At 34.6% G+C, this 24433-nt stretch carries 23 protein-coding genes and 1 pseudogene; 9 read left to right on the top strand and 15 right to left on the bottom strand.

Annotation, left to right across the window (positions count from 1 at the left end):
• The 4 genes and pseudogenes from BLT22_RS03570 to BLT22_RS03585 form a co-directional block, all read right to left on the bottom strand.
• A pseudogene (locus tag BLT22_RS03570) lies at window positions 1-234 on the bottom strand (hypothetical protein); the annotation flags it as partial.
• A gap of 452 nt (window positions 235-686) precedes the next feature.
• Window positions 687-1133 carry a DUF4385 domain-containing protein gene (locus BLT22_RS03575; protein ID WP_091760818.1) on the bottom strand — a complete coding sequence of 149 codons (447 nt, stop codon included), beginning with the start codon at window positions 1131-1133 and terminating at the stop codon, window positions 687-689.
• Between the two features lie 77 nt (window positions 1134-1210).
• On the bottom strand, window positions 1211-1651 hold the full coding sequence (locus tag BLT22_RS03580) for an NUDIX hydrolase (RefSeq protein ID WP_236048861.1): 441 nt from the start codon (window positions 1649-1651) through the stop codon (window positions 1211-1213).
• A gap of 90 nt (window positions 1652-1741) precedes the next feature.
• A complete protein-coding gene (locus BLT22_RS03585; RefSeq protein WP_091760819.1) occupies window positions 1742-3220 on the bottom strand; it encodes a DUF5050 domain-containing protein in 1479 nt (492 codons plus the stop codon).
• A gap of 239 nt (window positions 3221-3459) precedes the next feature.
• On the opposite strand from BLT22_RS03585, the gene BLT22_RS03590 reads away from it, so the two are divergent.
• Window positions 3460-4017: a DUF3267 domain-containing protein gene (locus BLT22_RS03590; RefSeq protein ID WP_091760821.1), complete on the top strand. Its 558-nt coding sequence runs from the start codon at window positions 3460-3462 to the stop codon at window positions 4015-4017.
• A 625-nt stretch (window positions 4018-4642) separates the two neighbouring features.
• On the opposite strand, the gene BLT22_RS03595 is transcribed toward BLT22_RS03590, so the two are convergent.
• The 3 genes from BLT22_RS03595 to BLT22_RS03605 all read right to left on the bottom strand — a co-directional run bounded on the left by BLT22_RS03595 (window position 4643) and on the right by BLT22_RS03605 (window position 8565).
• On the bottom strand, window positions 4643-6556 hold the full coding sequence (locus BLT22_RS03595; RefSeq protein ID WP_407142170.1) for an endonuclease MutS2: 1914 nt from the start codon (window positions 6554-6556) through the stop codon (window positions 4643-4645).
• 411 nt (window positions 6557-6967) lie between these two features.
• Window positions 6968-7585 carry an NAD(P)H-dependent oxidoreductase gene (locus BLT22_RS03600; RefSeq protein ID WP_091760824.1) on the bottom strand — a complete coding sequence of 206 codons (618 nt, stop codon included), beginning with the start codon at window positions 7583-7585 and terminating at the stop codon, window positions 6968-6970.
• Between the two features lie 107 nt (window positions 7586-7692).
• A complete protein-coding gene (locus BLT22_RS03605; RefSeq protein ID WP_091760827.1) occupies window positions 7693-8565 on the bottom strand; it encodes a DUF4349 domain-containing protein in 873 nt (290 codons plus the stop codon).
• Window positions 8566-8776: 211 nt separating this feature from the next.
• Between BLT22_RS03605 and BLT22_RS03610 the strand changes: the two genes are divergently transcribed.
• From BLT22_RS03610 to BLT22_RS03630, 5 genes are all read left to right on the top strand, one after another.
• Entirely contained in the window at window positions 8777-9379 is a 603-nt protein-coding gene (locus tag BLT22_RS03610) for a hypothetical protein (protein WP_091760830.1), read from the top strand.
• A gap of 120 nt (window positions 9380-9499) precedes the next feature.
• Window positions 9500-10195 carry a response regulator transcription factor gene (locus tag BLT22_RS03615; protein WP_091760833.1) on the top strand — a complete coding sequence of 232 codons (696 nt, stop codon included), beginning with the start codon at window positions 9500-9502 and terminating at the stop codon, window positions 10193-10195.
• Window positions 10188-11300: a sensor histidine kinase gene (locus BLT22_RS03620; protein ID WP_091761038.1), complete on the top strand. Its 1113-nt coding sequence runs from the start codon at window positions 10188-10190 to the stop codon at window positions 11298-11300. Before BLT22_RS03615 ends, BLT22_RS03620 begins: the two co-directional genes overlap by 8 nt.
• Before the next feature lie 93 nt (window positions 11301-11393).
• On the top strand, window positions 11394-12287 hold the full coding sequence (locus tag BLT22_RS03625) for a D-alanyl-D-alanine carboxypeptidase family protein (RefSeq protein WP_091760836.1): 894 nt from the start codon (window positions 11394-11396) through the stop codon (window positions 12285-12287).
• 192 nt (window positions 12288-12479) lie between these two features.
• Window positions 12480-13376 carry a D-alanyl-D-alanine carboxypeptidase family protein gene (locus BLT22_RS03630; protein WP_091760839.1) on the top strand — a complete coding sequence of 299 codons (897 nt, stop codon included), beginning with the start codon at window positions 12480-12482 and terminating at the stop codon, window positions 13374-13376.
• Window positions 13377-13654: 278 nt separating this feature from the next.
• On the opposite strand, the gene BLT22_RS03635 is transcribed toward BLT22_RS03630, so the two are convergent.
• The 6 genes from BLT22_RS03635 to BLT22_RS03660 form a co-directional block, all read right to left on the bottom strand.
• Window positions 13655-14176, bottom strand: a complete 522-nt coding sequence (locus tag BLT22_RS03635; protein WP_091760841.1) for a YehS family protein — start codon at window positions 14174-14176, stop codon at window positions 13655-13657.
• 241 nt (window positions 14177-14417) lie between these two features.
• The gene (locus BLT22_RS03640; RefSeq protein ID WP_091760844.1) at window positions 14418-15068 is read right to left on the bottom strand and encodes an ABC-2 transporter permease; all 651 of its coding nucleotides are present in this window, start codon (window positions 15066-15068) and stop codon (window positions 14418-14420) included.
• Entirely contained in the window at window positions 15065-15916 is an 852-nt protein-coding gene (locus BLT22_RS03645; protein ID WP_091760847.1) for an ATP-binding cassette domain-containing protein, read from the bottom strand. The genes BLT22_RS03640 and BLT22_RS03645 overlap by 4 nt, the downstream gene beginning before the upstream one ends.
• 3 nt (window positions 15917-15919) lie before the next feature.
• On the bottom strand, window positions 15920-16294 hold the full coding sequence (locus BLT22_RS03650; RefSeq protein WP_091760850.1) for a GntR family transcriptional regulator: 375 nt from the start codon (window positions 16292-16294) through the stop codon (window positions 15920-15922).
• A 152-nt stretch (window positions 16295-16446) separates the two neighbouring features.
• Window positions 16447-17802, bottom strand: coding sequence for a YjiH family protein (locus tag BLT22_RS03655; protein WP_091760853.1), 1356 nt, complete (start codon window positions 17800-17802; stop codon window positions 16447-16449).
• Window positions 17803-18036: 234 nt separating this feature from the next.
• A complete protein-coding gene (locus tag BLT22_RS03660) occupies window positions 18037-18600 on the bottom strand; it encodes a DNA-3-methyladenine glycosylase I (protein WP_091760856.1) in 564 nt (187 codons plus the stop codon).
• 151 nt (window positions 18601-18751) lie between these two features.
• Here BLT22_RS03660 and BLT22_RS03665 point away from each other — a divergent pair, with 151 nt between their 5' ends.
• Window positions 18752-19594 (top strand): SDR family NAD(P)-dependent oxidoreductase, encoded by an 843-nt coding sequence (locus BLT22_RS03665; RefSeq protein WP_091760859.1) that lies wholly within the window; start codon window positions 18752-18754, stop codon window positions 19592-19594.
• Here BLT22_RS03665 and BLT22_RS03670 read toward each other — a convergent pair.
• Window positions 19589-20167 carry a uracil-DNA glycosylase family protein gene (locus BLT22_RS03670; RefSeq protein ID WP_091760862.1) on the bottom strand — a complete coding sequence of 193 codons (579 nt, stop codon included), beginning with the start codon at window positions 20165-20167 and terminating at the stop codon, window positions 19589-19591. The two genes, BLT22_RS03665 and BLT22_RS03670, sit on opposite strands and share 6 nt — an antisense overlap.
• Before the next feature lie 299 nt (window positions 20168-20466).
• On the opposite strand from BLT22_RS03670, the gene BLT22_RS03675 reads away from it, so the two are divergent.
• Window positions 20467-21108: a YczE/YyaS/YitT family protein gene (locus BLT22_RS03675; protein WP_091760864.1), complete on the top strand. Its 642-nt coding sequence runs from the start codon at window positions 20467-20469 to the stop codon at window positions 21106-21108.
• A gap of 260 nt (window positions 21109-21368) precedes the next feature.
• Window positions 21369-22940, top strand: coding sequence for an Nramp family divalent metal transporter (locus BLT22_RS03680; RefSeq protein WP_091760866.1), 1572 nt, complete (start codon window positions 21369-21371; stop codon window positions 22938-22940).
• Window positions 22941-23028: 88 nt separating this feature from the next.
• On the opposite strand, the gene ltrA is transcribed toward BLT22_RS03680, so the two are convergent.
• On the bottom strand, window positions 23029-24318 hold the full coding sequence (gene ltrA / locus BLT22_RS03685; protein WP_091761041.1) for a group II intron reverse transcriptase/maturase: 1290 nt from the start codon (window positions 24316-24318) through the stop codon (window positions 23029-23031).
• Between the last annotated feature and the right edge of the window lie 115 nt (window positions 24319-24433).

Genomic DNA, 24433 nt, shown 5'->3' on the forward strand with positions numbered 1-24433 from the left:
TCTACGTGAAAATTCAACGGTCCCAAAGGTAAATTGCATCGTACGCTTTCTTACACTATCTATCTCGTACCCTTGATCTTTGTATGATTGAATACACTTTTTATCTAAACGCTCCATGCATTCTTGAAAGCATTCCTCCGCTTTTTGTCTGAAAAGCTCCTCAAATAAGATTTCTGCCTCTAAAAGTGTATTCGACTCTTCTAATATTCCCATCATTTGTGCTATAATTTCCATCGTAAAGAAGACCTCTTTCTCTCTAGTTTCCGCAAATTCTAGATTAAGGGTCTTCTTTCTTTTTGTCTACCCTATTTTTTTCCATTTCCTACATAAACTTTACACATAGATAGAGCAACTAGTTTTAAAAATATACTTTAGTATAGGGAAGGCATTTATATTTATGAAAGATGGACTAATTTATGGTTTTTTCATGTTACTTAGTATTTTAATTATGTTGTGGAAAGTATCGACTGAAGCTTCTCTTAAAGCTAGACCCACAACTAAGTTAATACTTATGGTCTTTCTAACTATTATGATATTTATTGCAGTATTTTCTACTCTGATGTTGGTCATTTAGTTATAGTAAAATTAATGAATGATATTCCTTCAAAATAAGATTGTCTAATAGCATTATGAAACAACTTCCCACATGAATTATTACAGTACAAGTATAAATTTGTATATTCTATCTATTCATACTTCTTCTGATGTTCCTTCTTCAGCTTCAGATAGTCTTCATCTTCTCGTACAATTTTCCATTTTTCTTCAAAGATCTCAGCTGATTCTGCTTTTTCTTTATTGATGTCTCTTTCTTTTACTTCTCCATTATGGTTATATTTCTTTCCGCCTTTATAGTTCGCATACCGGCGAGCTCTGGTATAACCCATCTGCAGAAACTTTCTTGCCATATCCATCCCTACAAAGTCATTATTTTCTTTATAGTCCAGATACATCTGATAGATTTTATCTGATGATTTTTTTGCGATCTCAGGCGTTTTAAAGCGCCAATACTGGAGAATTTCACTCTTGTAGGGTTCAACCAACAACACGCCCTGCTCACCTCTGCCGACTCTGTAAAGTTCTGGGTTTTCACGAAAGTTTATATTGTCAAAGTCTAAATCATAATCGAAAGCCATTAGTATCACCTCTCTTATTCCTATGCTGAGTTACCATTATTCTTGTACATCCATCTTTTTCCAAATTTGACTTCCTTTTATCGAATCAATCTAAAATTACCCTTAAAATAGTCATTAAGCATATCTTCGTGCTGCTTATTTACGATTGGTATTTTCTTCAGTTCTTGGAAGCTAAAAAACTTCAGCTCTAGCGTTTCATCATTCGTATATTCAAGATTGATGCCTTCTGAGGAAAGTTCAACTAAATAGAGAATTGTAATCGTCTGTGCTATATCTCCATTTGGATATGAATCTATATAATTTGTATAAACACCTAATAGTTCTTTAGGATTTATATCAATATTGGCTTCTTCTTTAAATTCTCTTATCAGACTTTCAGAAGCAGATTCTCCTAACTCCATCGCTCCACCAAGTAGTCCCCATGTTTTTTTATCTCCTCTTTTTTGTAAGAGGATTTCCTGTTGCTTATTCACAAGAATCCCACCGACAAAGTTCAACAATATTTTCTCATGTCCCACCTTTGTTCTTAATCATTTTATATAGTCCTTCATACTTAATTCTCCCTATAATAATTTTTCATTCCTTAAAAGACTGATAGGACTAATTCTTTACAAGGGAGGATTCAAGTCTTCCATCTTTTCAGTTTGCAAATCATACCTTTTCAGTTTTAAAGTTCCATAATCAGAGACTTGGAAAATAATTGAATCGCCAACTTTTGCATATCCGCTTATAGCGTCACCAGAAAGTAATTTTTCACTTTCCTTTCCTTCAAGATTTGCTTTGTACAATCTATCTGAAGGATCAGCTGTTGGATTATCATATTCAAACAGACCGTAGAAAATGCCTTGATCTGTGATGGTATACTGTGTTACTTCTTCCTTAATCAAAAGCTCTGGTATGGAAGGTTCTTCAGCTTTCATTCTATATAGATACTGGTTCTCACCAATATAGTAATAGTCGTCTTTCCACTTCATTATATTAGAAGCTTCTATATCGAATTCCTGATGAGTTTCGCTGCTATCTAAGTTCATTTGATCTACACTGTCTTTTCCGCTTTCTGTATAACTGATCAGTAAATCACTGTCATATAGGGCAATATCATTTACTTCTTTATCTAGTACTCTTTGTAGCTTTCCTCCATTTAGATTCATTTTATATAAATTATCGTTATCTTCAAAGTTTATAAAATAAATCCAGTCCTTTGTAATATGAACTTTCCCCATATAGCCTAGTTCATAAATGGTCTCCTGATTTGTACCATCTTGTTTTACACGGTTTAAGCTTTCTTCTTCTGTGTAGTATAACCAGTCACCGACAATATTTAAGTCTTCAATTATGTCCAGCGAATCACTTTCAATCACATTGGTTTTATTTTCAAATTTTTTATCTGTTTTAACGATATTTTCGTTGTCGTCTATGTAAAATATATTTTTATCATTTTCGACTGCATAGCCAAGGTTATGAATGTTTTCAATAGAATTCCCTAATACACGCCCGTTCATTGGAGTGACAACTTCGTTTGAGTCAGGAAAAGCATTATGATAGATTACTTTCATTTCCCAATATGCTCCACTTTCTAGCAAGAATGGTAGTAAGATAAAGAAGAGATAAGCAACTATACGGAATTTATTTTTCAGGATTATTTTTCTATCTGTTTCATCGCTGAATTCGCTCTGAATTTCTTCAACGAATTCATTAATATAATGTCCAGGTCCAGAAATTTCAGCTTTGTTGTTTCCATAATGAATCTCGACTTTATCGCTCAATATAATATTGAAAGGAAAATCAAATTTTGGTCTAACGATTATTTTATTTCGTTCGTGTAGGAGAATTTCCCATCTTCTTTGACTAATTTCCCTTTCAAATTCGTTCAGTCCTTCTACTTTCACTTCAGTGGTTTTATGTTCATATCTTTTGATCATCCAATGCAAAAAAGGAAACAAGAAAACAAGAAGAGGTTCCCAGTGCAAATTCATTTCAACCTTAAAAATTGCTTCGTAAAAATTATTAAATATTAAGAGGCCTGGTAAAAATAGTAAGATTATTGCCCTTAAGCTAATACTTAGCCAATTCCAATATCTCTTCATTTCTTACTCCTATCTTCCCAATCATTTTTTTAGTTTTTATTATTTTATCAGAAATACTTATGATATAGTAACCGCTTATTATAAAGTTTATCTATAAGTCGAATAGGATATATAATGTTGTTTTCTTAAGGTCTCTTGCTTTGTTTTATTTTGGACTCTATACTTTTGGATAAGGACTAAAATTATTGAACGATTCATAAAAGTCTACTACCAATTTCAAGGAGGTGAGCGATTTACAAATGACTTTAATCAAAAAATACGATTTGCTCGGTAATAAGCTGCTATTATTTAGTTTAAATCTCATTAGCCTGCTACTTTTTATTCTTTTTTTGTTTTTATTTACCCTTCTGGCTACTCGTATTTCAGAAATCAATGCATTCAGTTTTTCTTTAAGTGCTAATGACCTAATTTATCTTATTCCTTTTCTGTTAACATTTTTTGTTATTCTTTCTATTCACGAACTCATTCATGGACTTTTCAGTAAACTATTTAATAAAGAGGCAATCATAAAATACGGGTTCAAAAAAGGATGTCTATATGCGACGGCTCCTGGTGCTCGTTACTCTAGATCCAAGTTTACCTGGATCTGTCTTGCTCCATTTATATTGATTACTTTGTTATTAACGCTTTTATTTTCTTTTAATTTGATTAATCTTTTTTCTTTTATTTTACTAGCTTCAATGCACGCAGCCGGATGTACTGGAGATTTTTTCTTTGTATTAATCCCTTTTAAGCATCCTGGTAAGATCTTAATAGAAGACTCCCATAATATTCTAATGATTTATTCTAACAACTAATTCATCGCCTATTTCTTACGGTATTTAAAAAGAGGGAAAAGTTAAGTTGACTGCAAGGGCAGATTTCCCAGTACAACTAGTCCGTATTCGTTTTATTCTTTCCACACTCATTACTTTATATTCATATCTTCTGTGTCTTTAGATTTTGTAACGGTATATATTCAGTTACTAAGGCTTTTTAATTGGTACAATTTATGTTGGGGATTTTTGTTGAGTATGTTTACTTTTCAGAATGTCTGAAAAGTTTCTAGCAGAAGATACGATGATGGTAATGACCGTATACTTGAATAATTACTGAATGCCTTGATCAATCCGTTTAAGAATTAAAATGATCCCTTAAAAGACATCAAGGATATTAAACTAGCGCAACGCAAGCAATGAGAACTCAAAAAGCTGACTTCGGTATGGTACCGAGGTCAGCTTTTTTACGAACCGTTTACAGAAAGTAGGCTTTTTCCTATACTTTAAATAAAAGGTTCTGTTGAGTAGAAGCTTTCTTAATAGAAAAGATAAATTTATGAGATACTTTTTCTTTTATTTTATTCCTTTCACAGATTTGCTACTTTGTATCCTGTAATTTAGAGAGGCTAATTTCTCTACAAAAGTAAGTTCTTATATTTTCCTTCTATTCTCTATTTCTTTTGCTCCTTCTGATTTTTGCCTCTTTCTCTAACTCTTTTCTCGCCTTTTTAGATCCTCGCTCAAGATCTCTTGCTCTTTTTCTTGTTTGAAAATCGATAAACAAACTATCTAAGTCATATCCTTCTGGATAAAGCAAACCTGCAGAAGCTTGTAATCGAGTTCTTTTCCTTAATATTTCTTTTATCTCTTCGTTTACAAATACTTGAATTGTATCCATCCCTTCGTCAGTAAATACTAAGCCCACTTCTTTTGTTTCAGTTAATGAAATTCTATCTCCCTTTTTATATCGATCCTCTTTCGCTACTATTGATGATCTGTTTTTTTGCCTTTCTAGATGCACAAATTCTTTTTTCACTGTCGGATAGGTCTTTTCTCTAATAAAAACCGCCGCTTGTTTGATTAAGGATTGAGACATATTCATTTTTTTTGCAATATACAAAGCTTGACTATCTCCCGTTTTCCCAACTTGTAGAAGATACTGCGGCGCTAGCGTATCTTCATCAAAAGCCATCGCAGCTGGAGTAAAATCCTCATGCTCTTCCGAAAATCTTTTTATTTCGCCGTAGTGTGTGGTCGCTACTACTAACGAACCGTTTTGGTAGAGGGTTTCTAATATAGCGATGGCTAAACCTGCCCCCTCATTCGGTTCCGTTCCACTTCCAATTTCGTCTAAGCATACTAACGTGTGCCGACCAACTTTATTTAAAATTTCTGCAATATTTTTCATATGACCAGAAAACGTACTCAAGGCATTTTCAATATTTTGCTGATCTCCGATATCTACGTAGAATTGATCAAGCACTGCAATTTCTGTTCCTTCTTCAGCTGGTATCTGTAAACCAAACATTGTCATTAATGTAAGCAATCCAATCGTTTTCAAAACGACTGTTTTTCCACCAGCATTTGCTCCAGTAATCACTAGCCCTCTATAATTCATACCCAATGAAAAATCAAGTGGCACAGCCTCTTCAAAGAGTAAGGGATGCTTTCCTTGAACAACTTTTATTCGCTCTTCTTTATTTACCAATGGCGTAATACCATTTATTGCTTTACTATATTTCGCTCGTGCAAAAATCACATCAAAGAAAGTAACCATTTCAATAGCCTGATTGATGCTTTCTTCTTTCTCATTAATATATCCTGTTAGTTCAGCCAATATCTGATATTCTTCTGCTTGTTCCTCAGCTTTTAGCATCATTAACTGTTCATTTAACTTTGTTACGGCAGATGGTTCAACATACACCGTTGTTCCTTTATTTGATTGTTCTACAATATTTCCTTGGATCGTATTTTTATAAGAAGACTTAACTGGAATAGTGTAACGCTCTTCCTTTTTAATAACTAGAGACTCTTGAATTTTCTTTTTATTTTGCGGGTGTCTAATAAACTTCCACAGCTTGGCCTCTATCTCTTGCTCCTTCTCTTTCAATTGCTTCCTCACTTTACGCAAAATATTAGAAGCATCATCTATAATTTTCGAATGCCTGATTTTACTATAAATGGATTCCTCAATGTCAGAAAAATCAGATAAATTTTTGCTATATCCATAAAGTAAAAGTGTTTGATGCCGATTTTTTTCAAAAAACTTTTTTATCATTCGATTACTTCGTAAAAAGTCTGCAACCTCTACTAGTTCATTCGGTTGCAATAGTAATCCTTTTTCAACTTGCTGCATTAAAGAATGAATATGAGGCAAGCCCATAAAAGGAACGTATTGCCCACTGTCCACAATGATACGCGCTTCTGCCGTTTCTTGTTGTTTCGTTTCTACAGCCATAAGGTTTGATTCAAGTTCTGCTTTTTTGATTATTTCTTTGCTATATTCACCAATCGCATACGATTGAACTTCTTTTATAATGACGTCAAATTGCACTTTCCCTATTGATTCTTGGGTAATCATTTTTCTCTTTCCCTTCTTTGAAAAGAGATACCTGTGCTAAATAAACCTTGCACCTAATAATAATATGCACAAAAAAAGACGATAGTCATACATACTATCGTCTAAGAATACAAAAATTGTATATGTTCGACAGGTATCACTTATAAGCATGCTAAATAAACCCCAAAAAGGCCTACTAGCTATTCAACTTATGATTTAGATACCTATTACACTCACAAATTCGTCCCCCAAAAATTAGGTGCTTGATTTATTTCACTTGTAATATAACAGCTTCGCTGCAGCATGTCAATTTAAATCCTGCTGAATGATCATACGAAATGCTATTGTCTTGATTCTATCTCTTCTATTTTTATATTCATATTAATATCTATCTTTTCTGTTCTCTGTATTAACCAGTAAAATAAGGTCTTAAAGAAATTTATCCAAAGCTTCTATCCGATACTCAACATCTTTCAAAACATTTTCCAAATCGTTATCTGTCAAATAGGGCACACGTCCATAAAAGATATGGTCTATAACTTCTGTATCGTTCGCATTGAATATCCAGCCGGAAGTAGTCGTCTTAATCGCTTGCGTCAATACTGTATCCGGTTCATTTTTCGGTGTTTGCGGTTGACCGGTTGTACTGAAAAATAAGGCTTTTTTCCCAGAAAACTGTTTGCTGACCGTTGCATCTTCAAAACTATAAGCAAATCCATAAGCAAAGACTCGATCGATATATCCTTTCAAAATGGCTGGGAAACTATTCCACCAAATAGGAAAAATATAGATCAAAAAGTCATTTTCCAAAATATACTGTTGCTCTATTTCCACATCTTTTGGATAAGTCTCTTTCTCTCTGACGAAATGACCTTCTTCAATATGAATCGTATCCTCACCTGACAAAACAGGATCAAAGTTCATTCTATATAAATCACGAACCGTTACTTCATGGCCCTGTTTTTCCAATGTTTTCACCACAGTTTCCAATATCCCTTTATTCAGTCCCTCTTCTCTTGGATGAGCATAAACAATTAATGCTTTCATTAAAAAAACTCCTTTACAGTTTATTTTATTACACTATACAGCGGAGGTTAGAATAACTATTTTAAATTCTAACCATCATAAGTCTTACATTCTATAACGTTTAATAATTATTTGTTTTGTTTCTTCTTTTTAAATATAAATATAATCCAAATAATCATTCCGATTACAAATATAAATGGTAAAACATAAACAATCCAAACTACCATATTTTGCAGGAAGTAGAAGAATGTATAAGCTGAATTAATAAAGGCTTCTTTTATTCTTTCAAGGAAAGGTCTGTCTTCTCCTCGATTATTTGCAATAGTAGAGCGCTCTGTCAAAGTAATATTAACCATAGTATAATCGATTAAACTGTCATAATTTTCTATAATAGATTGAAGAGATTCACGTTCAGCGATTGTCTCACTTAAGCTATCTTCAATTTGAATAATTACTTCTACAGATTCTGCTTCTTCCAGCAAAGCATTCAACCGCTCTTCTTTATTGCTCAATACTTTTATCCTAGCTTCTGTGTCGCGGTACGACTGAGTGACATCTTCACTGCTAATCATTTCGTTTTCCTTATATGCGTCCATTCCTTCTAGTTCATCGAGGAATGCGTCCATTGATTCTGTAGGGACACGCAGCGTATAGTCCTTACTTCGAGACTGCTGATCAGCTGAATCGTTCCATTCATTTGAATATTCAATATAAGCGCCATGATTTTCGATAGTTTTTTCAATATAGTCAATGCTCTCTTGGAAATCCGTCGTCTCATATCCTACATCAACTGACTTGATAACCTTTTCGCCAATCAATGGTTCGTTTTGCTCTACACTAGCAGCACCTTCTTCTGTCTCGATGTCGATGTCCATATCCTCACTTAATTGCTCATCAGAAACTTCCATTGAATCATCTGACGATTCGTTCCCCTGATTTGAACACGCTACCATTAACAAACTCAAAGATAACCCTAGACTTAACCAGTACTTCTTTGACATAGTTTACCTCCCTACTTATTTGACTAAGCTTTATTTACCCCTATCTTATCAAATTACAAAGTTGATAAGTAGTACAAGTTTAATTTTCATTTATTTATAGAAATTTCACTGTACAAAATGATTCAAATTTCACTTTTATTAGTCTTGCTTAGCTATAGGCTCTTTTGTACAATGAGGGTACAACTATCATACATAAAAAGGAGCTGTAGCTATGAATACACATAATATTGAATTACAGAATAGTCATTTAGATTTAGAAGATGAAACAGTTCAGAAAGTTTTGTCTCTATATGATCAGCATGATGAAGCTCCTTATATTTCACCAGACCGAGATCTAGAAGAATGGCTGAAAGCTGTTAAGATCGGATCAGAATCTCTCGTTCCTAAACGTAATATGAAACGTCTAGAAGAAGGTATTCTTCCGGGACATTTAATCCTGCTTTGGCGAATCAGTTTTTCGACATTTACCAATGAAACAGTGTTTCCTAAATATTTTGAATATACTTATGGCATTAATGCTGAACAAGCTTTACAAGAAGTGCAGGAAAAGCATTATGCAATAGAATTATCAGCTTTTGCCTCCCTCACACATTTGAATGCTGCTCATTTGAGGGCTCTGTTAAAAGATAAGAATGTTAAAGGGTATACTCAATTAACTAAAGGTCAGTTAATGAAAAGAGTACAAGGCGTTTATTTAGAAGACGAATTGGCAAAAATGTTTAATATCAGAGGATACAAATTAACCCCGATAGGACTTGAATTATTGGAAAAATATTCTGATATTATTGATAGACATCCCCAGAAGAAGTTTTAATCCTTAAAAGACACTTTTCAAATGAAAAGTGTCTTTTATAATATTGACTGTTATTAAACATATGCTATTGTTAAACTGAATACTATATAAACACAAATACACCATATAGGAGTTATTATAATGGATATTATCAATGTTTTGATTGCAGATGACGACCAGGGAATAGCCGATTTACTTGCAATTCATTTAAAAAAAGAAGGATATACTATATATAAAGCTGCAAACGGAAAAGAAGCTCTGCATCTAATTAAAACAAACTCGATTGACCTGCTGATTCTTGATATTATGATGCCAGAAATGGATGGATATGAAGCAATCAATCGAATACGAAAAAATTATAATATGCCAATTATTTTCTTAAGTGCAAAAACATCCGATTTTGATAAAGTGCACGGACTTGCAATCGGTGCGGACGATTATATGACGAAGCCTTTTACACCAATTGAACTAGTGGCCCGTGTGAATGCACAGTTGCGCCGATACACAAAGCTGAATTATCCAATAGAAAATGCTTCTACTGAAATCGAACATAGAGGCTTGATTATTTCTCAAGACTACAGAACAGTCACTTTGTATGATACATCTATCAACCTTACTCCGAAAGAATTTGATATTTTGTATTTACTTGCCAGCCATCCTAAAAAAGTATTTAGTGTTGAGAACATCTTTAAGCATGTATGGAAAGAAGCGTACTTTGACGATGCGAACACAGTAATGGTGCACATTAGAACGCTTAGAAAAAAACTTAAAGAAGATCAACAGAAAGATAAATGGATCAAAACAGTCTGGGGTGTGGGCTATGCCTTCAATGGATGAAAAACTACTCAGCTTTCGGGTAAAATTAATACTAACTTTTTTATTAAGTATGACCCTTTCTAGTATCGTTACGTATTTAGCTTATTTTTTACTGAAATTATACTATCAAAATAATGCTCTATATGGAAGTTTCTCAAGTTATTTTCGTCAAATTCTACGAAATATAGGAGACTTCAATGTCTTTTTCATTTTTTTTATCACCCTTTCTTTTATATTTTTCTATATTTTGACTAAACCGTACTCTCGTTATTTCTCTGAGATCTCAAGTGGCCTACACTCTCTTGCCCGCGGTGAATTCACACATGAGGTTCAGATTAATTCGAATGATGAGTTTAAAAGCATCGCTACAGACATTAATTCAGCGAGTAAGAAATTAGAAAAAGCAATTGAACAAAGCAAAGTTTCCGAAAACAGTCGAAACCAACTCATTGTGAACTTAGCGCATGATTTGCGTACTCCTCTTACCTCTGTTATAGGGTACTTGGATTTGATTATAAAAGACGAAGATCTAACAGACGAAGAGGTACAACATTATCTATCAATTGCCCATAATAAATCTAAGCGCTTAGAAAGACTTATCGATGAACTATTTGAAGTGACACGTATGAATTACGGTATGTTCGAAGTCAAAAAAACGGCGCTAGACTTATCAGATCTGCTCAATCAACTCAAAGAAGAACTTTATCCTTTGTTTGAGGAAAGTGAATTAACTGCCAGAATTACTGGGCAAAGCCCGATAAAGATTTTAGGAGAAGGTGATTTACTTGCTCGCGTATTTGAAAATCTATTAACCAATGCAATTCGTTACGGTGCAGATGGGCAATATGTCGATATTCATCATTTCATTGATCAGGATGAAGCTGTCGTTCGTATCACTAACTATGGTGCGACTATACCAGATGATTATCTACCTTATTTATTTGATATGTTTTCTAAAGGGGACCATTCTAGAACACAGCAAGAAAATAGTACTGGGTTGGGGCTTTTCATTGCTAAAAATATCGTCAAGCAGCACGAAGGGCAAATTTCGGCTGAAAGTGATGTAATCAAAACAGTTTTCGAAGTCCGCTTACCCTTAAATCTTGATCAGAAAGAACCGATTTAAGAGTTATTTAAGGTTTATACTAAGTTTTTTTTAAGCATCTTTATCTACGATAATATTTAAGACGATTATTCTTAAATTGAAAGGTAGAGATGTATGAAAAAGATCAAAAGATTTATACAGGCTTGTTTATTAGGCGCTATAATTGTTGTGCCCATTATTTTTATGATCGGTGACAAACATGATACAAAAATACATGAAGGGGAATATGTCAGCCCACACATCTATATGATGAATAGAAAAACGAATACTATAATGTATAAAAAAGCAGCCGATACTTTGGCATACCCCGCTTCTCTTACTAAAATCATGACAGCCATTATAGCTATTGAGCAAATTGATTCACTTTCTGACTTAACAAAAATTGACGAAAATACTTATTCTGCAATGATTGAAGCCAACTCGTCTATGGCAGGGTTCTCACCAAGTGAAGAAGTGACTTATGCAGACCTTCTTTATGGGACCATTTTAAGTTCAGGTGGTGAAGCAGCTAAATCTTTAGCTGTTAGTATAAGTGGTAATGTTGATCACTTTGTACAACTGATGAATATAAAAGCAGCTGAATTAAAGCTGAAAAATACTCATTTTATGAATCCTGAAGGTCTTCATCACGAAAATCAGTATACAACTGCTTCAGATATGGCTAAGCTTTTGGATTATGCACTAGACAATGAGCAGTTCAAAAAAATCTTTACAACCGAAACATATATAACCACTTCTACCTCATCACATCCTAACGGCATTTACTTAAGTTCAACGGTTCTCGAACAGGTTAAAGAGGCTTTTCTGGGTAACTTCAGTATCATTGGTGGGAAGTCTGGTACTACTTATCAGGCCGGCCAGAACTGGGCTACTCTTGGGGTAATAGACGGAGAAGAATATATCTCCATCGTAATGGGCGCACCGCTTAACGATCTCAGTCATCCAGATCGCGCACAAATAGAAGATACAGTGAAATTATATGAAAATACTTGGTCTTCTTTAGAATAGTTAACTTATTCTAAATTAAATAAAGTAGTTTGCTGTGTGAACCTTTGACAAATTCCTCATAGAAGAATTGGAGTAGATTTTATAGTTCTCACTACTTCTTAACATATTTCATTTTATCTTATAATTCTCTTAAATTGTTTTCTCTATCATATGCATATAGCACTTCATTGTAAAAAAGAAAGGTAGAGATGCATGACAAAATTTCGGAGCTTTATTGAGGGTTTATTAGTTGGGATAATTGTATTGATTCCCGCTGTTATAATTGTTGGGAACAGAATTGATATTCAACTGTATGCGCACGATTACACTAGCCCACATATTTATATAATGAATAGAGAAAAACAGAGTACTACTTACCAGAAATCAATGGACAGCAAAATCTCTCCTGGATCTTTAACGCAGATTATGACAGCAATTGTTGCCCTTGAAGAGAGTGATGATTTAACCGAACCTGTTTCTATCGATAATAAAACCTATAATGCAATGGCGGCAGCTGATTTCCCTATGGCAGGATTCACTCCAGATGAAGTGGTTACTTATGAAGATCTTTTATACGGAATGATGTTCAGTTCAGGTGGAGAAACAGCTAATTCTATAGCTATTCATACAAGTGGTGATGTAAATAGCTTTGTTCAATTGATGAATCAAAAAGCGACCGAACTTCATTTAAAGGATACACATTTTACAAATCCAGAAGGTCGGCATCATCAAGAACAGTATACAACAGCTTCAGACGTAGCAGCACTTTTAGATTATGCTTTAGAAAATCCGCAGTTCAAAACGATTTTCACAGCCGAAACATACAAAAGTTCTTCAACTGTAGAACATCCAAATGGTATTGAGCTCTACTCACCAGTTTTTAAACAACTAGAAAGTGAAGTTCAAGAAGGATTCAAGATAATCGGAGGGAAGTCAAGCATTACTGGTAAAGCAGGGCAAAGTTGGGTAACAGTTGGACTGATAAAAAATCAAGAATATCTAACTATCACAATGGGTGCACCTATAAAGGAACATGAAGACCTTAATAAAGGTCAGCTAAATGATACCTTACACCTTTATAAAGTCACTCAGAGTATTACAGAAGAATGATATAGATAGATTTAATAAAAAGATTTTTTTGAAAAGAATTACCTGATAATTTTGAATGATCTAAAGTAGAGCTTATCTACTCTTATTATCCCCGGTACATATAACATCCTTCGTAAATTTTAAGTATTTGATTTGCAGGCATAAAAAAAAGTTATCTCATTAAATATTTTGAGATAACTTTATGATTTTCTAATGGTTTCTACAGATTTACAAATTCTTTAGTTGAATTCAAGCACCTTTAACAGCTTGATTGCTTTGATAACTCGTTATTTATTAAATCAATCTCTATATCTTAGTGCCAATCCTTTTAGAAAGTTTCTGGCATATCTGTCGCCACATTCTTTATAGTTTCGTTGGCCTTCTTTGCGCAGTACGGCACTTAATTCACTATTTGAAATAAATACGCCGGCCTCATCCAATATATCCAACATGTCTTCGCTGGTCAGTGATAGCGCGATTTTTACTTTTTTGAGTAAAACATTATTAATACTTCTATCATTTTTTATCATACTTTTATGTTTTTTAGTTTCCCCTGGCTTAGCTTCTTGTCTGCCTCGTTTATAGATAATCAGTCCATTCAAAAAAGCTTCCAGTGTAGCATTATCACATTTTTTCATATACTCATTTTCTTTATAAGCCTCTTCATCTGTCTCCGACTGACTATAGTTACTTTTCGCGAGCATCTGCTGAACCTCTTCGATAGTTACTTTCTTATCGCCTAATGTAAGGATCTCCACCATATCTGCATCTTTAATATCCAGGGCATACCTTAATCTAACTAACCGGTCATTATTATTCATTATTTTCCTCCAGTAATTCTTTTCTTCCTTATTATCTATCTCAAGTTTAAAATAAGTTTCTTATTAATCAGTATAACCTGTTTTAATAGAGTAAGAAAGACGTATAAAATGTTGTTAAAAATTATAACTCTATTTAGTCAAATGTTTCATATAAAAAGGATCAATCAATAACCAACTAAAAGACTTTATTCAGTGGGTATTAATGGATCTTCTTTGATGAGTGTATTGAAATATTAAATAATTATATCTTAATAACGCGCTCGCTGATCACAGCAGAAACACTGGTGAAAACCGCCACGATAACCACACTGACGCCTGCTAATTGAATAGCAGACATAGTTGAGATGGTATCTAAAAACCCATTACTAGTAAGCCAACTGATGAATCCTGTCTTCTGAGCTAAAAATCCTCCTCCAAATATAGTCCCCATCAGGATAAGAACAACCAGACGCGCTTGTTCACTTCCGAATTTCAAATACAATGGCGTTAATATACTTCCCGTCAAACAGCCAAACAACAAAGCCACAGACGAGAGCAAAATAAGCTTTTCACCACTTATGGTAAAGTTATCTTGAGATAGAACCATAACCCCCACAAAAAACAGGGACATAATAATAGATGTTAAGATCAAAAAGATAATCAGTAATTCCTTTTGAATGACATATTTCATTTTTTTGATTGGTAGAGTAAACAAATAGGTAAATCCCTGATTTTCTTGATCATAAAGAATGGTTGTGGTTGCTACCGTGACAAAGAAGAAACTCATTAGCATAAATACGATATCAACTGATTGATTGGCATATCCATTAAACACTGTAATCAGCATGAATAAAGCAAATAATTTCCACTGTTTTTTAAGCATTAATAGATCTTTAATCCATAATCCTTTCATATCTCTTCTCCTCCCATGACCATCAATAGAATTTGATCAATTGATGGTTTCTCGATAATTAAATTCGGGTAATTTTCTTTGTAAAAGGACATTTGGTTTGTTAAGTAATCATAACCATAAGTCGTTCGTTTACGGTATAACAGAAAACTCTGATCGATTTTATCCGTCATTGTTTCTTCTACTTTCAAAATTCCATACGTATCCAACAAGACGTCTGTATCTTCATGTAAAAGTACTTTCCCCTGTTTCAAGTAATAGATATCATCGCAGATTCTTTCCAAATCAGTGGATATATGAGAACTAATCAGTACACAGCTTTCTGGATATTTATCTAGGTATTCTTGCAATATGTCTAAAATCTCATATCGAGCACTCACATCGAGTCCACTTGTCGGTTCATCCAATATTAAGATCTGTGCTTTATGTGACAATGCGGTTAAAGTTTTTAATTTCCCTTGCATACCTGTTGAAAATTCTTTAATTTTTTGGTTCAAAGGTAAGTTAAATTCCTGACATTTAGTTAGAAAATAACTTTCATCATACTCTTGATAAAAATTTTTCAATAATCTATTTATATCCTTGATTGTAAAAGCTGGGCTAAAGAAGGAATCGGAGAGAACTGTTCCAATCTTTTCTTTATTTTCTGATGTTAGCTGATCTACAGAAATGCCATCTATCTTTGTTGTACCAGAATCAACTGGGATCAAACCAAGCAAGGCTTTAAAAGCAGTCGTTTTCCCTGCCCCATTTTCCCCAACCAGTCCTGTAATCATTCCTTTATTGACCTGTAAAGAGCAATTCAATTTGAATTTAGTATAGTCTACAACTACATTTTCCATGACGATCATTAGCTATTCATCCTCCAATATCATTAATACTAGTTTCTGAAACTCTTCTTTAGAAATACCCGAGTGTTTGGCTTTTTGTATGACTTGTTCTAACTCTTCTTGTATCGTCACTAGCATCTCTTCTTTTTTAACATTTTTATTGACGGGCAAAACAAAGCTACCTTTTCCATGAATAGTTGTAATAAACCCTTCTTTTTCAAGTTGATCATAAGCTTTTTTCACCGTCAACGCACTGATTTTCAAGTCTTTTGCTAGCATACGAACAGACGGGAGTGATTCTTGCTCTTTCATTTCATTTTCTATAATCATTGTCTTTATTTTATTTGCTAGCTGTTCATAAATTGGAATCATTGAGTTATGCTGGATAATAACTTTCATGTTGCCTTATACACCCTCTCTATTCATAAACAGTATATAACAGTAGTTAACAGTTGTAAATAGTTTATAAAAAAAATCATACACTAGTTAAGATAGATGAATAAATTCACCTATCTTAACTAGTGTATGAGTGATTATTAACGATTCGCTACTTAAAATGAGATAATGCCCAAATAAGCAAGTAAGTTTGTAATAGCTAAAAGTATGGGAATGGAAATAATAGTTCTGAAAAGAAAAACTTTCAATACATCCCAGAAATTCAACCCTATTTTTGTCTTAACGAGTATCATACCCGTTTCAGACATGAAAACAAGTTGAGTAAATGCCAGTACGCCAATAAAGAATCTTGAAGCTTCTGAAGCTGATTCTGTAATGAACAATGCCGGCAGATACATATCCGCAAATCCCGCTACAGATGCTGGCGCCATTTGTCTGGCTACCTCAGTGCTAAACCCGATAAAGTCATAAACATAGACAAGGGGGGCACTAATAAAAGCAAAGAACGGCGTATATTCTGCAATAATCAGTGAAATGGTTCCAATCGCCATAATGACAGGTAAAAAACTAACGTAGATATTGACGATGTTTTTGAAGGCTTCCTTGAATGCTTCTCCAACTGAAGTTGAATCTGCTTGTTCAATCGCTGAATCATACGCATGTTTCCAGATAGATTTCCCTTCTGGTATTTCTGTTTCTTTAGGCGTTTTTCCTTCATAATATGTCTGTGGAAATTTCTTAAGCGGTAATCGCGCTGTTATGAAAGCCAGTAGCAAAGTAACTACAATGATAGAACCATAAAAGATAGGGAAAATCGAACTGAATCCTAACTCTTGTGCTACCGCAGCTGCGAAAGCAATCCCTACTACTGAAAAACTTGTTGCAATGACATAAGCCTCTCTTTTACTATAGTAACCTCTTTGATATTGCGTATCTGTTACCACGATACCAATCGTTCCGTCTCCTACAAACGAAGCAATCGCATCAATTGTAGAGTAACCGGGTACCTTAAATACCTTTACCACAACTGGACCAAGCAATACTCCAAGAAACTCTACAACACCAAAGTGAGTGAGCAGCGGCAATGCAAGAATTCCAACGAAGAAGGTAATGTATAAGGTGGTAAGTAGACCGCCTTCTCCAGCCATCAAGCCACCCGTATCGCCATCCAATATCACTTGAGCGATTCCTGCTTGTTCAAACCAGCCATTAACAACCATCAAATATAAAAATGAACCCGCTACTCTTAGAAATATATTGAATGGAGAAGTTTTGAATACAGAATTAAGATATTTGTTCTGCGATGTATAGAAAGTGAAGATGACCGTTCCAATCATAACGATCCATGCACAAAGACGAGTGAAAAGAATGAATAAATCAAAAAAATTCCCCGTAACAAAATTAACAGTATGAGAAATCATAATACTACTCTCTCCCGCAATTTCAAACGGAACTAGAAAAAATACGAATCCTAAAAAAGATAAAAAGATGAATTTAAACTTATTTACCATGTAGACTATCCTCCAATTTTAACGGTTATCAGAGTAACATGTATTTAAAAAGAATACAATTATTTACCATTACCAGATACGTAGTAAAAATACTAAATTCAACTTTTACTACGTATCTTTTCTAATAGGATTCATTAATCACAAGGAAGAAAGTTTATTCATTATTTTTACGAAACTCATCTAAATCTTATTTATTTAAAATTTCTTTTCCAACATTATGACTAACCGTATCTTTTATTGATTTGCAGGGTGATATTGACAGCTCACTATATGATCATTGATCATACCAACTGCTTGCATATACGAATACATGGTTACCGGTCCTACAAAGCTAAAACCTCTCTTTTTGAGATCCTTACTTAATTTAACGGATAGTTCATTTTGAGCAGGAATGCTAGAAATAGATTCCCATTGATTCACGATAGGTTCATTATCTACATAACTCCATAAATAAGTAGCAAAACTACCATATTCTTGCTGGATTTTTTGAATGGCTTGAGCATTTTTACGAACTGATTGAATTTTATTCATATGTTTGATGACTTGTGCATTTTCTTTAATTTCTAACAGTTCTTCATCCGAAAGCTGGGCACACTTATCAATATCGAATTGGTGAAACGCTTTTTGATACCCTTCACGCTTATTCAATACAATACTCCATGACAATCCAGATTGCGCTCCTTCTAAAGTAATCAATTCAAATAAATATGAATCATCTTTGGTTGGAACACCCCACTCTTCATCATGATAAGCAATCATACGTGGATCCTGACCAGGCCAGGAACAATTTTCTGTCATCTAACTTACCTCCTTTATTCTTCTACATAAAATATACCATGCAAAACCTAATTATGTTTTCATATTATAAAAGATTCTATAGTATCTTTTTACTTCAAATATTGTTAAATTAATAGTGTTAAGTACTAAACATAAATATAGGAGGAAAAATATGTCTGAATCCATATTAGCAATCACGGGACCAACTTCTGGAATCGGCCGTGAAACAGTAAAAGTCTTGGCAACTCAATTCAGCAGTATTTTGTTACTATGTCGAAATTTGGTAAAAGCAACTAAATTAAAACAAGAATTACTAGAATCAAATATAAAATTAAATATAACCATTATAGAATGTGACTTAAGTGATTTATCTTCTGTCAGAAAAGCTGCGAAGACAATTCAAAATGAATTTGATCATATTGATTGCTTGATCAACAATGCCGGTATGGTTGCAACTTCTAGACAAGATAGTACTGATGGTTATGAGTTAATGATGGCAACAAATTACATTGGTCCATTTTTATTAACTCATGAATTACTGCCATTAGTAATGAATAGTGAACAAAAACAGATCGTTGTTGTTTCCTCTGGAGCATATAAATTCGCCCCAATGAAACGGCCGTTTTTCAATCCCAAACATTTTAATCCGATCACTGGCTATGGTCGTTCCAAATTAGGTACGCTTTACTTAGCTCAAGAGCTTCATGAAATGTACTCTGATAAAGGACTAAAAACAACAGCTGTCCATCCAGGAATGGTTTCAACCAACATTGGGAAAAATAACGTCAGCAAAAAAATAGGAAATCTCGTTTTCAAGTTGCTGGATCCGTTATTTGTAACAGCTGAGGAAGGTGCTCAACCAGTCATTTCAGCTGTAGAACATCCAGAAATCTATGGAGGGTTTTACTCCCACGAAGGAAAAATTATCGCCGTTAAAAAGCACGGTAGTGATTTCTTCATGCGTAGAGAATTCATCGACGCCACACTAAAAGAATTGAATTTAGAATCCTTATAATTCTTTCTCTACTAGTTTCCTTAACTCTGGTACTACCTCTTTTTCAAACCACGGATTTCGTTTTAACCACCCGTAATTTAGTGGCGAAGGATGAACCAGTGGTAAATATTCTGGTGCATATTGTTGATAATTACGAACAGTTTCGGTCAGATTTTTCTCTCGACGTTTACCCAGATAATATTTTTGAGCATAGCTTCCAATCAGGATGATGGTTTTAAGATTAGGCATTTCTTTTAACAATTGAGGATGCCATTTCTCTGCAAATCCTTTGCGAGGAGGAATGTCTCCAGATTTTGCTTTGCCTGGATAATAGAAATCCATCGGGAGATGCGCAATTTGATCGATACTGTAAAACTGCTCTCGAGAGACACCCATCCATTCCCGTAAGCGGTCACCGCTAGCATCATTCCAGAACATATTAGTCTCTTCAGCTTTACGTCCAGGTGCTTGTCCGACTATAGCAATTCGTGCTTCTTTGGATGCTTTAAATAGTGGCGGCACTCCTCTATTCGTATAGAGTTCGTTCATCGGATCTGACATAATTTCTTGAGTTATTTCTTCAAATATCGTCATACTCTATAAATAGCTCCTTATATTGTGATTTAGTTATAGTAGATTTCACTATCAATTAATTTATTCTCATTGTAACAAATTTTCAATCTATACACTAAACGGTTAACATTAAGCTATTTTACATAATTCTTTCTAAAATTGTGATTCTTTCTTAGTTCCTGATTCCTTTAATTTTAGAATATTTAAAATTATCTTATTTTTTATAATTGAAATAGAAACTATGATACACTTAAGGCACTTAGATACACTACATAGTTCAACAATGATTTAGATCATACTTATCATAAGGAGACATAAACATGCAGCAAGTAAAAAGATTTAGTATCATGCTTATTTCTATGGTCTTTGTGGCATTTGCAGCTTCTTTAACCATTAAAGCAGCTATTGGCTTAGCTGCATGGGATGCTATAGCACAGTCAATTTCTCATATTTCTACAATTCAAGTGGGTACGATAGGAATGATACTGAATATATCCTGTGTAATTGGCCAGATGATTCTTTTAAAAAGAGCTTTCCCTCCTAGGCAGTTATTGCAGATTCCTATTAGTATCCTATTGGGTACACTGATTAATTACTTTTACTACACTTTTTTTGCTTCTTTGAATTTAAACAACTATTTTTTTACGTTAGTGATATTTTTAATCGGTACCGTATTAGCCTCTTTTGCAGTTAGTACAGTTATGGTCCTCAATATCATTACATTTCCTTTGGAAGGGTTCTGTATGGCTTTAGCCAAAAGAACAAACTATCGATTTGCCGTTATTCGTCAAATGGTCGATATTCTGGCTGTCCTCTTTACTTTGCTTTTAACCTTTTCTTTAGACGTACCAATGACAGCGAGAGAAGGAACGGTAATTGGTATGCTCATATTCGCCCCCTTGATGGGATTCTTCATCAAAAGACTTCAACCAATAATCAACCTTAAAACAGAAAAAAACTAAATGATACAATTACACCAGAATCATTCTATCCCTGTTTTATAGAATATTCTGGTATTTTTACTATCTATTCTCTTACAATCCTCTAGTGATTCTTGCTTCTTTTATCCATTTCCTCAAATTAAAACAGAGTTTCTGTCTTCTTGTTTCAGGCTGAATTTCCCTCATATAAAAAAATTAGAATAATTTTTAGGTTACCCTTATTTTTTCTTTAGATCATCCTTAATTAGGTGTATGATAAAGACAAAGATAAAAAAGGGGTGATGACCTTGAGTCATAATCACAATAACTCGGATAAACAAAAAATTTTTCAACATTCCAACGGTCTGTCATTAGAGGAAGTAAACGGGTCTGTCGCAATTCCTAAAGGTAAAGGATTTTGGAAAACTTTATTTGCATACTCCGGTCCTGGTGCTTTAGTAGCTGTTGGGTATATGGACCCGGGTAATTGGTCGACTTCCATTACTGGAGGACAAAATTTCCAGTATTTACTCATGTCCGTCATTTTAATGTCTAGTCTAATCGCTATGTTATTACAATATATGGCGGCTAAGCTAGGGATTGTTACCCAAATGGATCTCGCACAAGCTATTCGAGCCCGGACAAGTAAGAAATTGGGTATCGTATTGTGGATTTTGACAGAATTAGCCATCATGGCTACAGATATCGCAGAAGTTATTGGTGCAGCTATAGCATTGTACTTGCTGTTCAACATTCCATTGGTATTCGCTGTTTTTATTACTGTCTTTGATGTATTGCTTTTACTTTTATTGACTAAAATTGGTTTCAGAAAGATTGAAGCTCTGGTTGTTTGTTTAATTCTTGTTATTCTTTTTGTATTCATCTATCAAGTCGCTTTATCAGATCCTTCTTGGGCCGAAGCCTTCAAAGGATTGATTCCTACTTCAAAAACATTCGCTACGGAACCAGCAATCGGTGGACAGACTCCTTTAACTGGCGCCTTAGGCATTATCGGTGCAACTGTGATGCCTCATAATCTGTACTTACACTCTGCTGTATCTCAAACTCGTAAAATAGATCATAGTGATAATGAAAATGTAGCACAGGCTGTTCGGTTTTCAACTTGGGATTCAAATATTCAATTAACGATGGCTTTCTTTGTCAATGCACTGCTTTTAGTTATGGGCGTTGCTGTTTTTAAAACCGGCGCCGTAAAAGATCCTTCATTTTTTGGACTTTATCAGGCGCTCTCTGACCCTTCTACTCTGAGCAATGGATTTTTGATTACGGTAGCTAAATCTGGACTATTATCTACTTTATTTGCGATTGCCCTTCTAGCTTCCGGACAGAATTCAACGATCACCGGGACACTTACCGGCCAAGTTATTATGGAAGGATTTATCCATATGCGTATGCCTATTTGGTTGAGAAGGTTAGTTACCCGTTTAATATCTGTCGTTCCGGTACTGATTTGCGTCTTGATAACCAGTGGTAAAGGAACACTTGAAGAACACGAAGCTTTAAATACTCTGATGAATGATTCTCAGGTATTTCTAGCTTTTGCATTACCTTTTTCTATGATTCCACTACTCATGATGACAAATAGCCAAGCAGAAATGGGGAAACAATTTAAAAACACTATACTCGTTAAATTATTTGGTTGGATTTCTGTTATTAGTTTAACAAGCTTAGATTTAATTGGGCTTCCAGGACAAATCGAAGGATTCTTTGGAGATACTGCATCTTCCTTCGATATTCTCCTAGCAGATTCCATAGCATATGTAGTTGTTTTTCTAGTCTTATTACTATTAGCCTGGACAATTTTTGACTTATATAAAGGAAACAAACGAGTTGCAGCTTTGAAAAATAAGTGAATACTGTTTTGAATCGAGTAGGAGACAAGCCATTAATTGACTTGTCGACCTCTCACACCACCGTACGTACGGTTCCGTATACGGCGGTTCAATATCTTTTGTAAGCAGACTCCCCTAGGTGGCTTAGTGAAACTAAGCCCCACTGGTGGAGTCTTTCGTTTGTAAGTGCCCAATGAACTTCAGGCGTTTTGGATAGTCGCCAGTATTTCTTTCTTGAAAATCCAATCCGTTTTGCGCTATCCTCATCTAAACCGTACTCTAATAACTTCGTTATCTTTGTTTTCGGTCGTTTCCATCTTTTTAAGATAAGCTGTCTGAGTCTGTGATGTAACCATGGTTCTATCTCGTTTGATATGAATCTTTTGATAAATCCTAATCCAAAGTAGCCAATCCAACCTCTTGTGACTTGGTTGATTTCCTTTATAACAGTAATGAAGTTTCCTGGACGTTTACGACTCGTTAGCCGTTTTAATGTACGCTTAAACTTCTTCTTGGCTTCTTTTGTAGGAATAAAACGACAGGTTCCATTTACTTTCATCATCAGACAGCTCAAGAACTTTAAACGAGTGGGAGACCCCACTTTACTCTTTTCGTCATTAACGATAAGTTTGAGGTCCTTTTCAATAAAACGAGTCACACTTTTCATGACTCGTTCCCCTGCTCGTTTCGATTTCACATAAATGACAAAGTCATCTGCGTATCGAACGAATCGGTGTCCTCGTTTTTCAATCTCTTTATCCAGTTCATGTAAGTATACATTGCTGAGAAGGGGTGACAATACACCACCTTGCGGTGCGCCTGTATGAGTTTCTACGAATTCGCCAGACAGGTCTGTTACACCACTCATCAAGAACTTACGGATAATCTTGAGTATCATCTTATCTTTGATGAACTGCTCAAGATGGTACATGAGTTTGTCGTGATTCAACGTGTCAAAGCATTGCTTTAAATCACAATCCACAACCACTTTATATCCTTCTTCATAGAACTTGGCACATTGTTTCAGCGCTGTATGTGTTCCTTTATTTGGTCGGAACCCATGACTTTGCGGAAGGAAATAGGGGTCGATATAGGGTTCAATGATTTGTTTGATTGCTTGTTGTACCACACGATCACGTGCACATGGTATGCCCAGCTTGCGCTTCGCACCGTTTGCTTTCGGGATTTCAACCCGTTTAACAGGTTGAGGTTTGTATGTCCCATCAAGCAGCTTCTGCCTTAAGGGCAGATAATACTTCTCAATATGGCCTTCAACCTCAAAAACTGTCATGCCATCTACTCCAGCAGCGCCCTTATTTCGTCTAACGACTTGGACTGCTTCGAGTAAATTTTCTTTTCTTACAACGAGCTCCATCAGTGATGGAGACTTACCATACATTTCTTTCATTTAACCTAGAAGAAAGCTCTACACATCTACATACTCTTTCGGTTCCACCTTATCCCTCCGCAGATTGCCAATGTTTCCATTGTTTTCTGTAGTCTTCGCTTCCTCT

Source organism: Marinilactibacillus psychrotolerans, from assembly GCF_900101525.1.
GTDB lineage: Bacteria > Bacillota > Bacilli > Lactobacillales > Carnobacteriaceae_A > Marinilactibacillus > Marinilactibacillus psychrotolerans.

Excerpts from the sequence above, each read along its gene's own strand:
- BLT22_RS03575 (WP_091760818.1), bottom strand. The coding sequence starts at position 1,133 with ATGGCTTTCGATTATGATTTAGACTTTGACAATATAAACTTTCGTGAA.
- BLT22_RS03585 (WP_091760819.1), bottom strand. The coding sequence starts at position 3,220 with ATGAAGAGATATTGGAATTGGCTAAGTATTAGCTTAAGGGCAATAATC.
- BLT22_RS03590 (WP_091760821.1), top strand. The coding sequence starts at position 3,460 with ATGACTTTAATCAAAAAATACGATTTGCTCGGTAATAAGCTGCTATTA.
- BLT22_RS03600 (WP_091760824.1), bottom strand. The coding sequence starts at position 7,585 with ATGAAAGCATTAATTGTTTATGCTCATCCAAGAGAAGAGGGACTGAAT.
- BLT22_RS03605 (WP_091760827.1), bottom strand. The coding sequence starts at position 8,565 with ATGTCAAAGAAGTACTGGTTAAGTCTAGGGTTATCTTTGAGTTTGTTA.
- BLT22_RS03610 (WP_091760830.1), top strand. The coding sequence starts at position 8,777 with ATGAATACACATAATATTGAATTACAGAATAGTCATTTAGATTTAGAA.
- BLT22_RS03615 (WP_091760833.1), top strand. The coding sequence starts at position 9,500 with ATGGATATTATCAATGTTTTGATTGCAGATGACGACCAGGGAATAGCC.
- BLT22_RS03620 (WP_091761038.1), top strand. The coding sequence starts at position 10,188 with ATGGATGAAAAACTACTCAGCTTTCGGGTAAAATTAATACTAACTTTT.
- BLT22_RS03625 (WP_091760836.1), top strand. The coding sequence starts at position 11,394 with ATGAAAAAGATCAAAAGATTTATACAGGCTTGTTTATTAGGCGCTATA.
- BLT22_RS03630 (WP_091760839.1), top strand. The coding sequence starts at position 12,480 with ATGACAAAATTTCGGAGCTTTATTGAGGGTTTATTAGTTGGGATAATT.
- BLT22_RS03635 (WP_091760841.1), bottom strand. The coding sequence starts at position 14,176 with ATGAATAATAATGACCGGTTAGTTAGATTAAGGTATGCCCTGGATATT.
- BLT22_RS03640 (WP_091760844.1), bottom strand. The coding sequence starts at position 15,068 with ATGAAAGGATTATGGATTAAAGATCTATTAATGCTTAAAAAACAGTGG.
- BLT22_RS03645 (WP_091760847.1), bottom strand. The coding sequence starts at position 15,916 with ATGATCGTCATGGAAAATGTAGTTGTAGACTATACTAAATTCAAATTG.
- BLT22_RS03650 (WP_091760850.1), bottom strand. The coding sequence starts at position 16,294 with ATGAAAGTTATTATCCAGCATAACTCAATGATTCCAATTTATGAACAG.
- BLT22_RS03655 (WP_091760853.1), bottom strand. The coding sequence starts at position 17,802 with ATGGTAAATAAGTTTAAATTCATCTTTTTATCTTTTTTAGGATTCGTA.
- BLT22_RS03660 (WP_091760856.1), bottom strand. The coding sequence starts at position 18,600 with ATGACAGAAAATTGTTCCTGGCCTGGTCAGGATCCACGTATGATTGCT.
- BLT22_RS03665 (WP_091760859.1), top strand. The coding sequence starts at position 18,752 with ATGTCTGAATCCATATTAGCAATCACGGGACCAACTTCTGGAATCGGC.
- BLT22_RS03670 (WP_091760862.1), bottom strand. The coding sequence starts at position 20,167 with ATGACGATATTTGAAGAAATAACTCAAGAAATTATGTCAGATCCGATG.
- BLT22_RS03675 (WP_091760864.1), top strand. The coding sequence starts at position 20,467 with ATGCAGCAAGTAAAAAGATTTAGTATCATGCTTATTTCTATGGTCTTT.
- BLT22_RS03680 (WP_091760866.1), top strand. The coding sequence starts at position 21,369 with ATGACCTTGAGTCATAATCACAATAACTCGGATAAACAAAAAATTTTT.
- ltrA (WP_091761041.1), bottom strand. The coding sequence starts at position 24,318 with ATGTATGGTAAGTCTCCATCACTGATGGAGCTCGTTGTAAGAAAAGAA.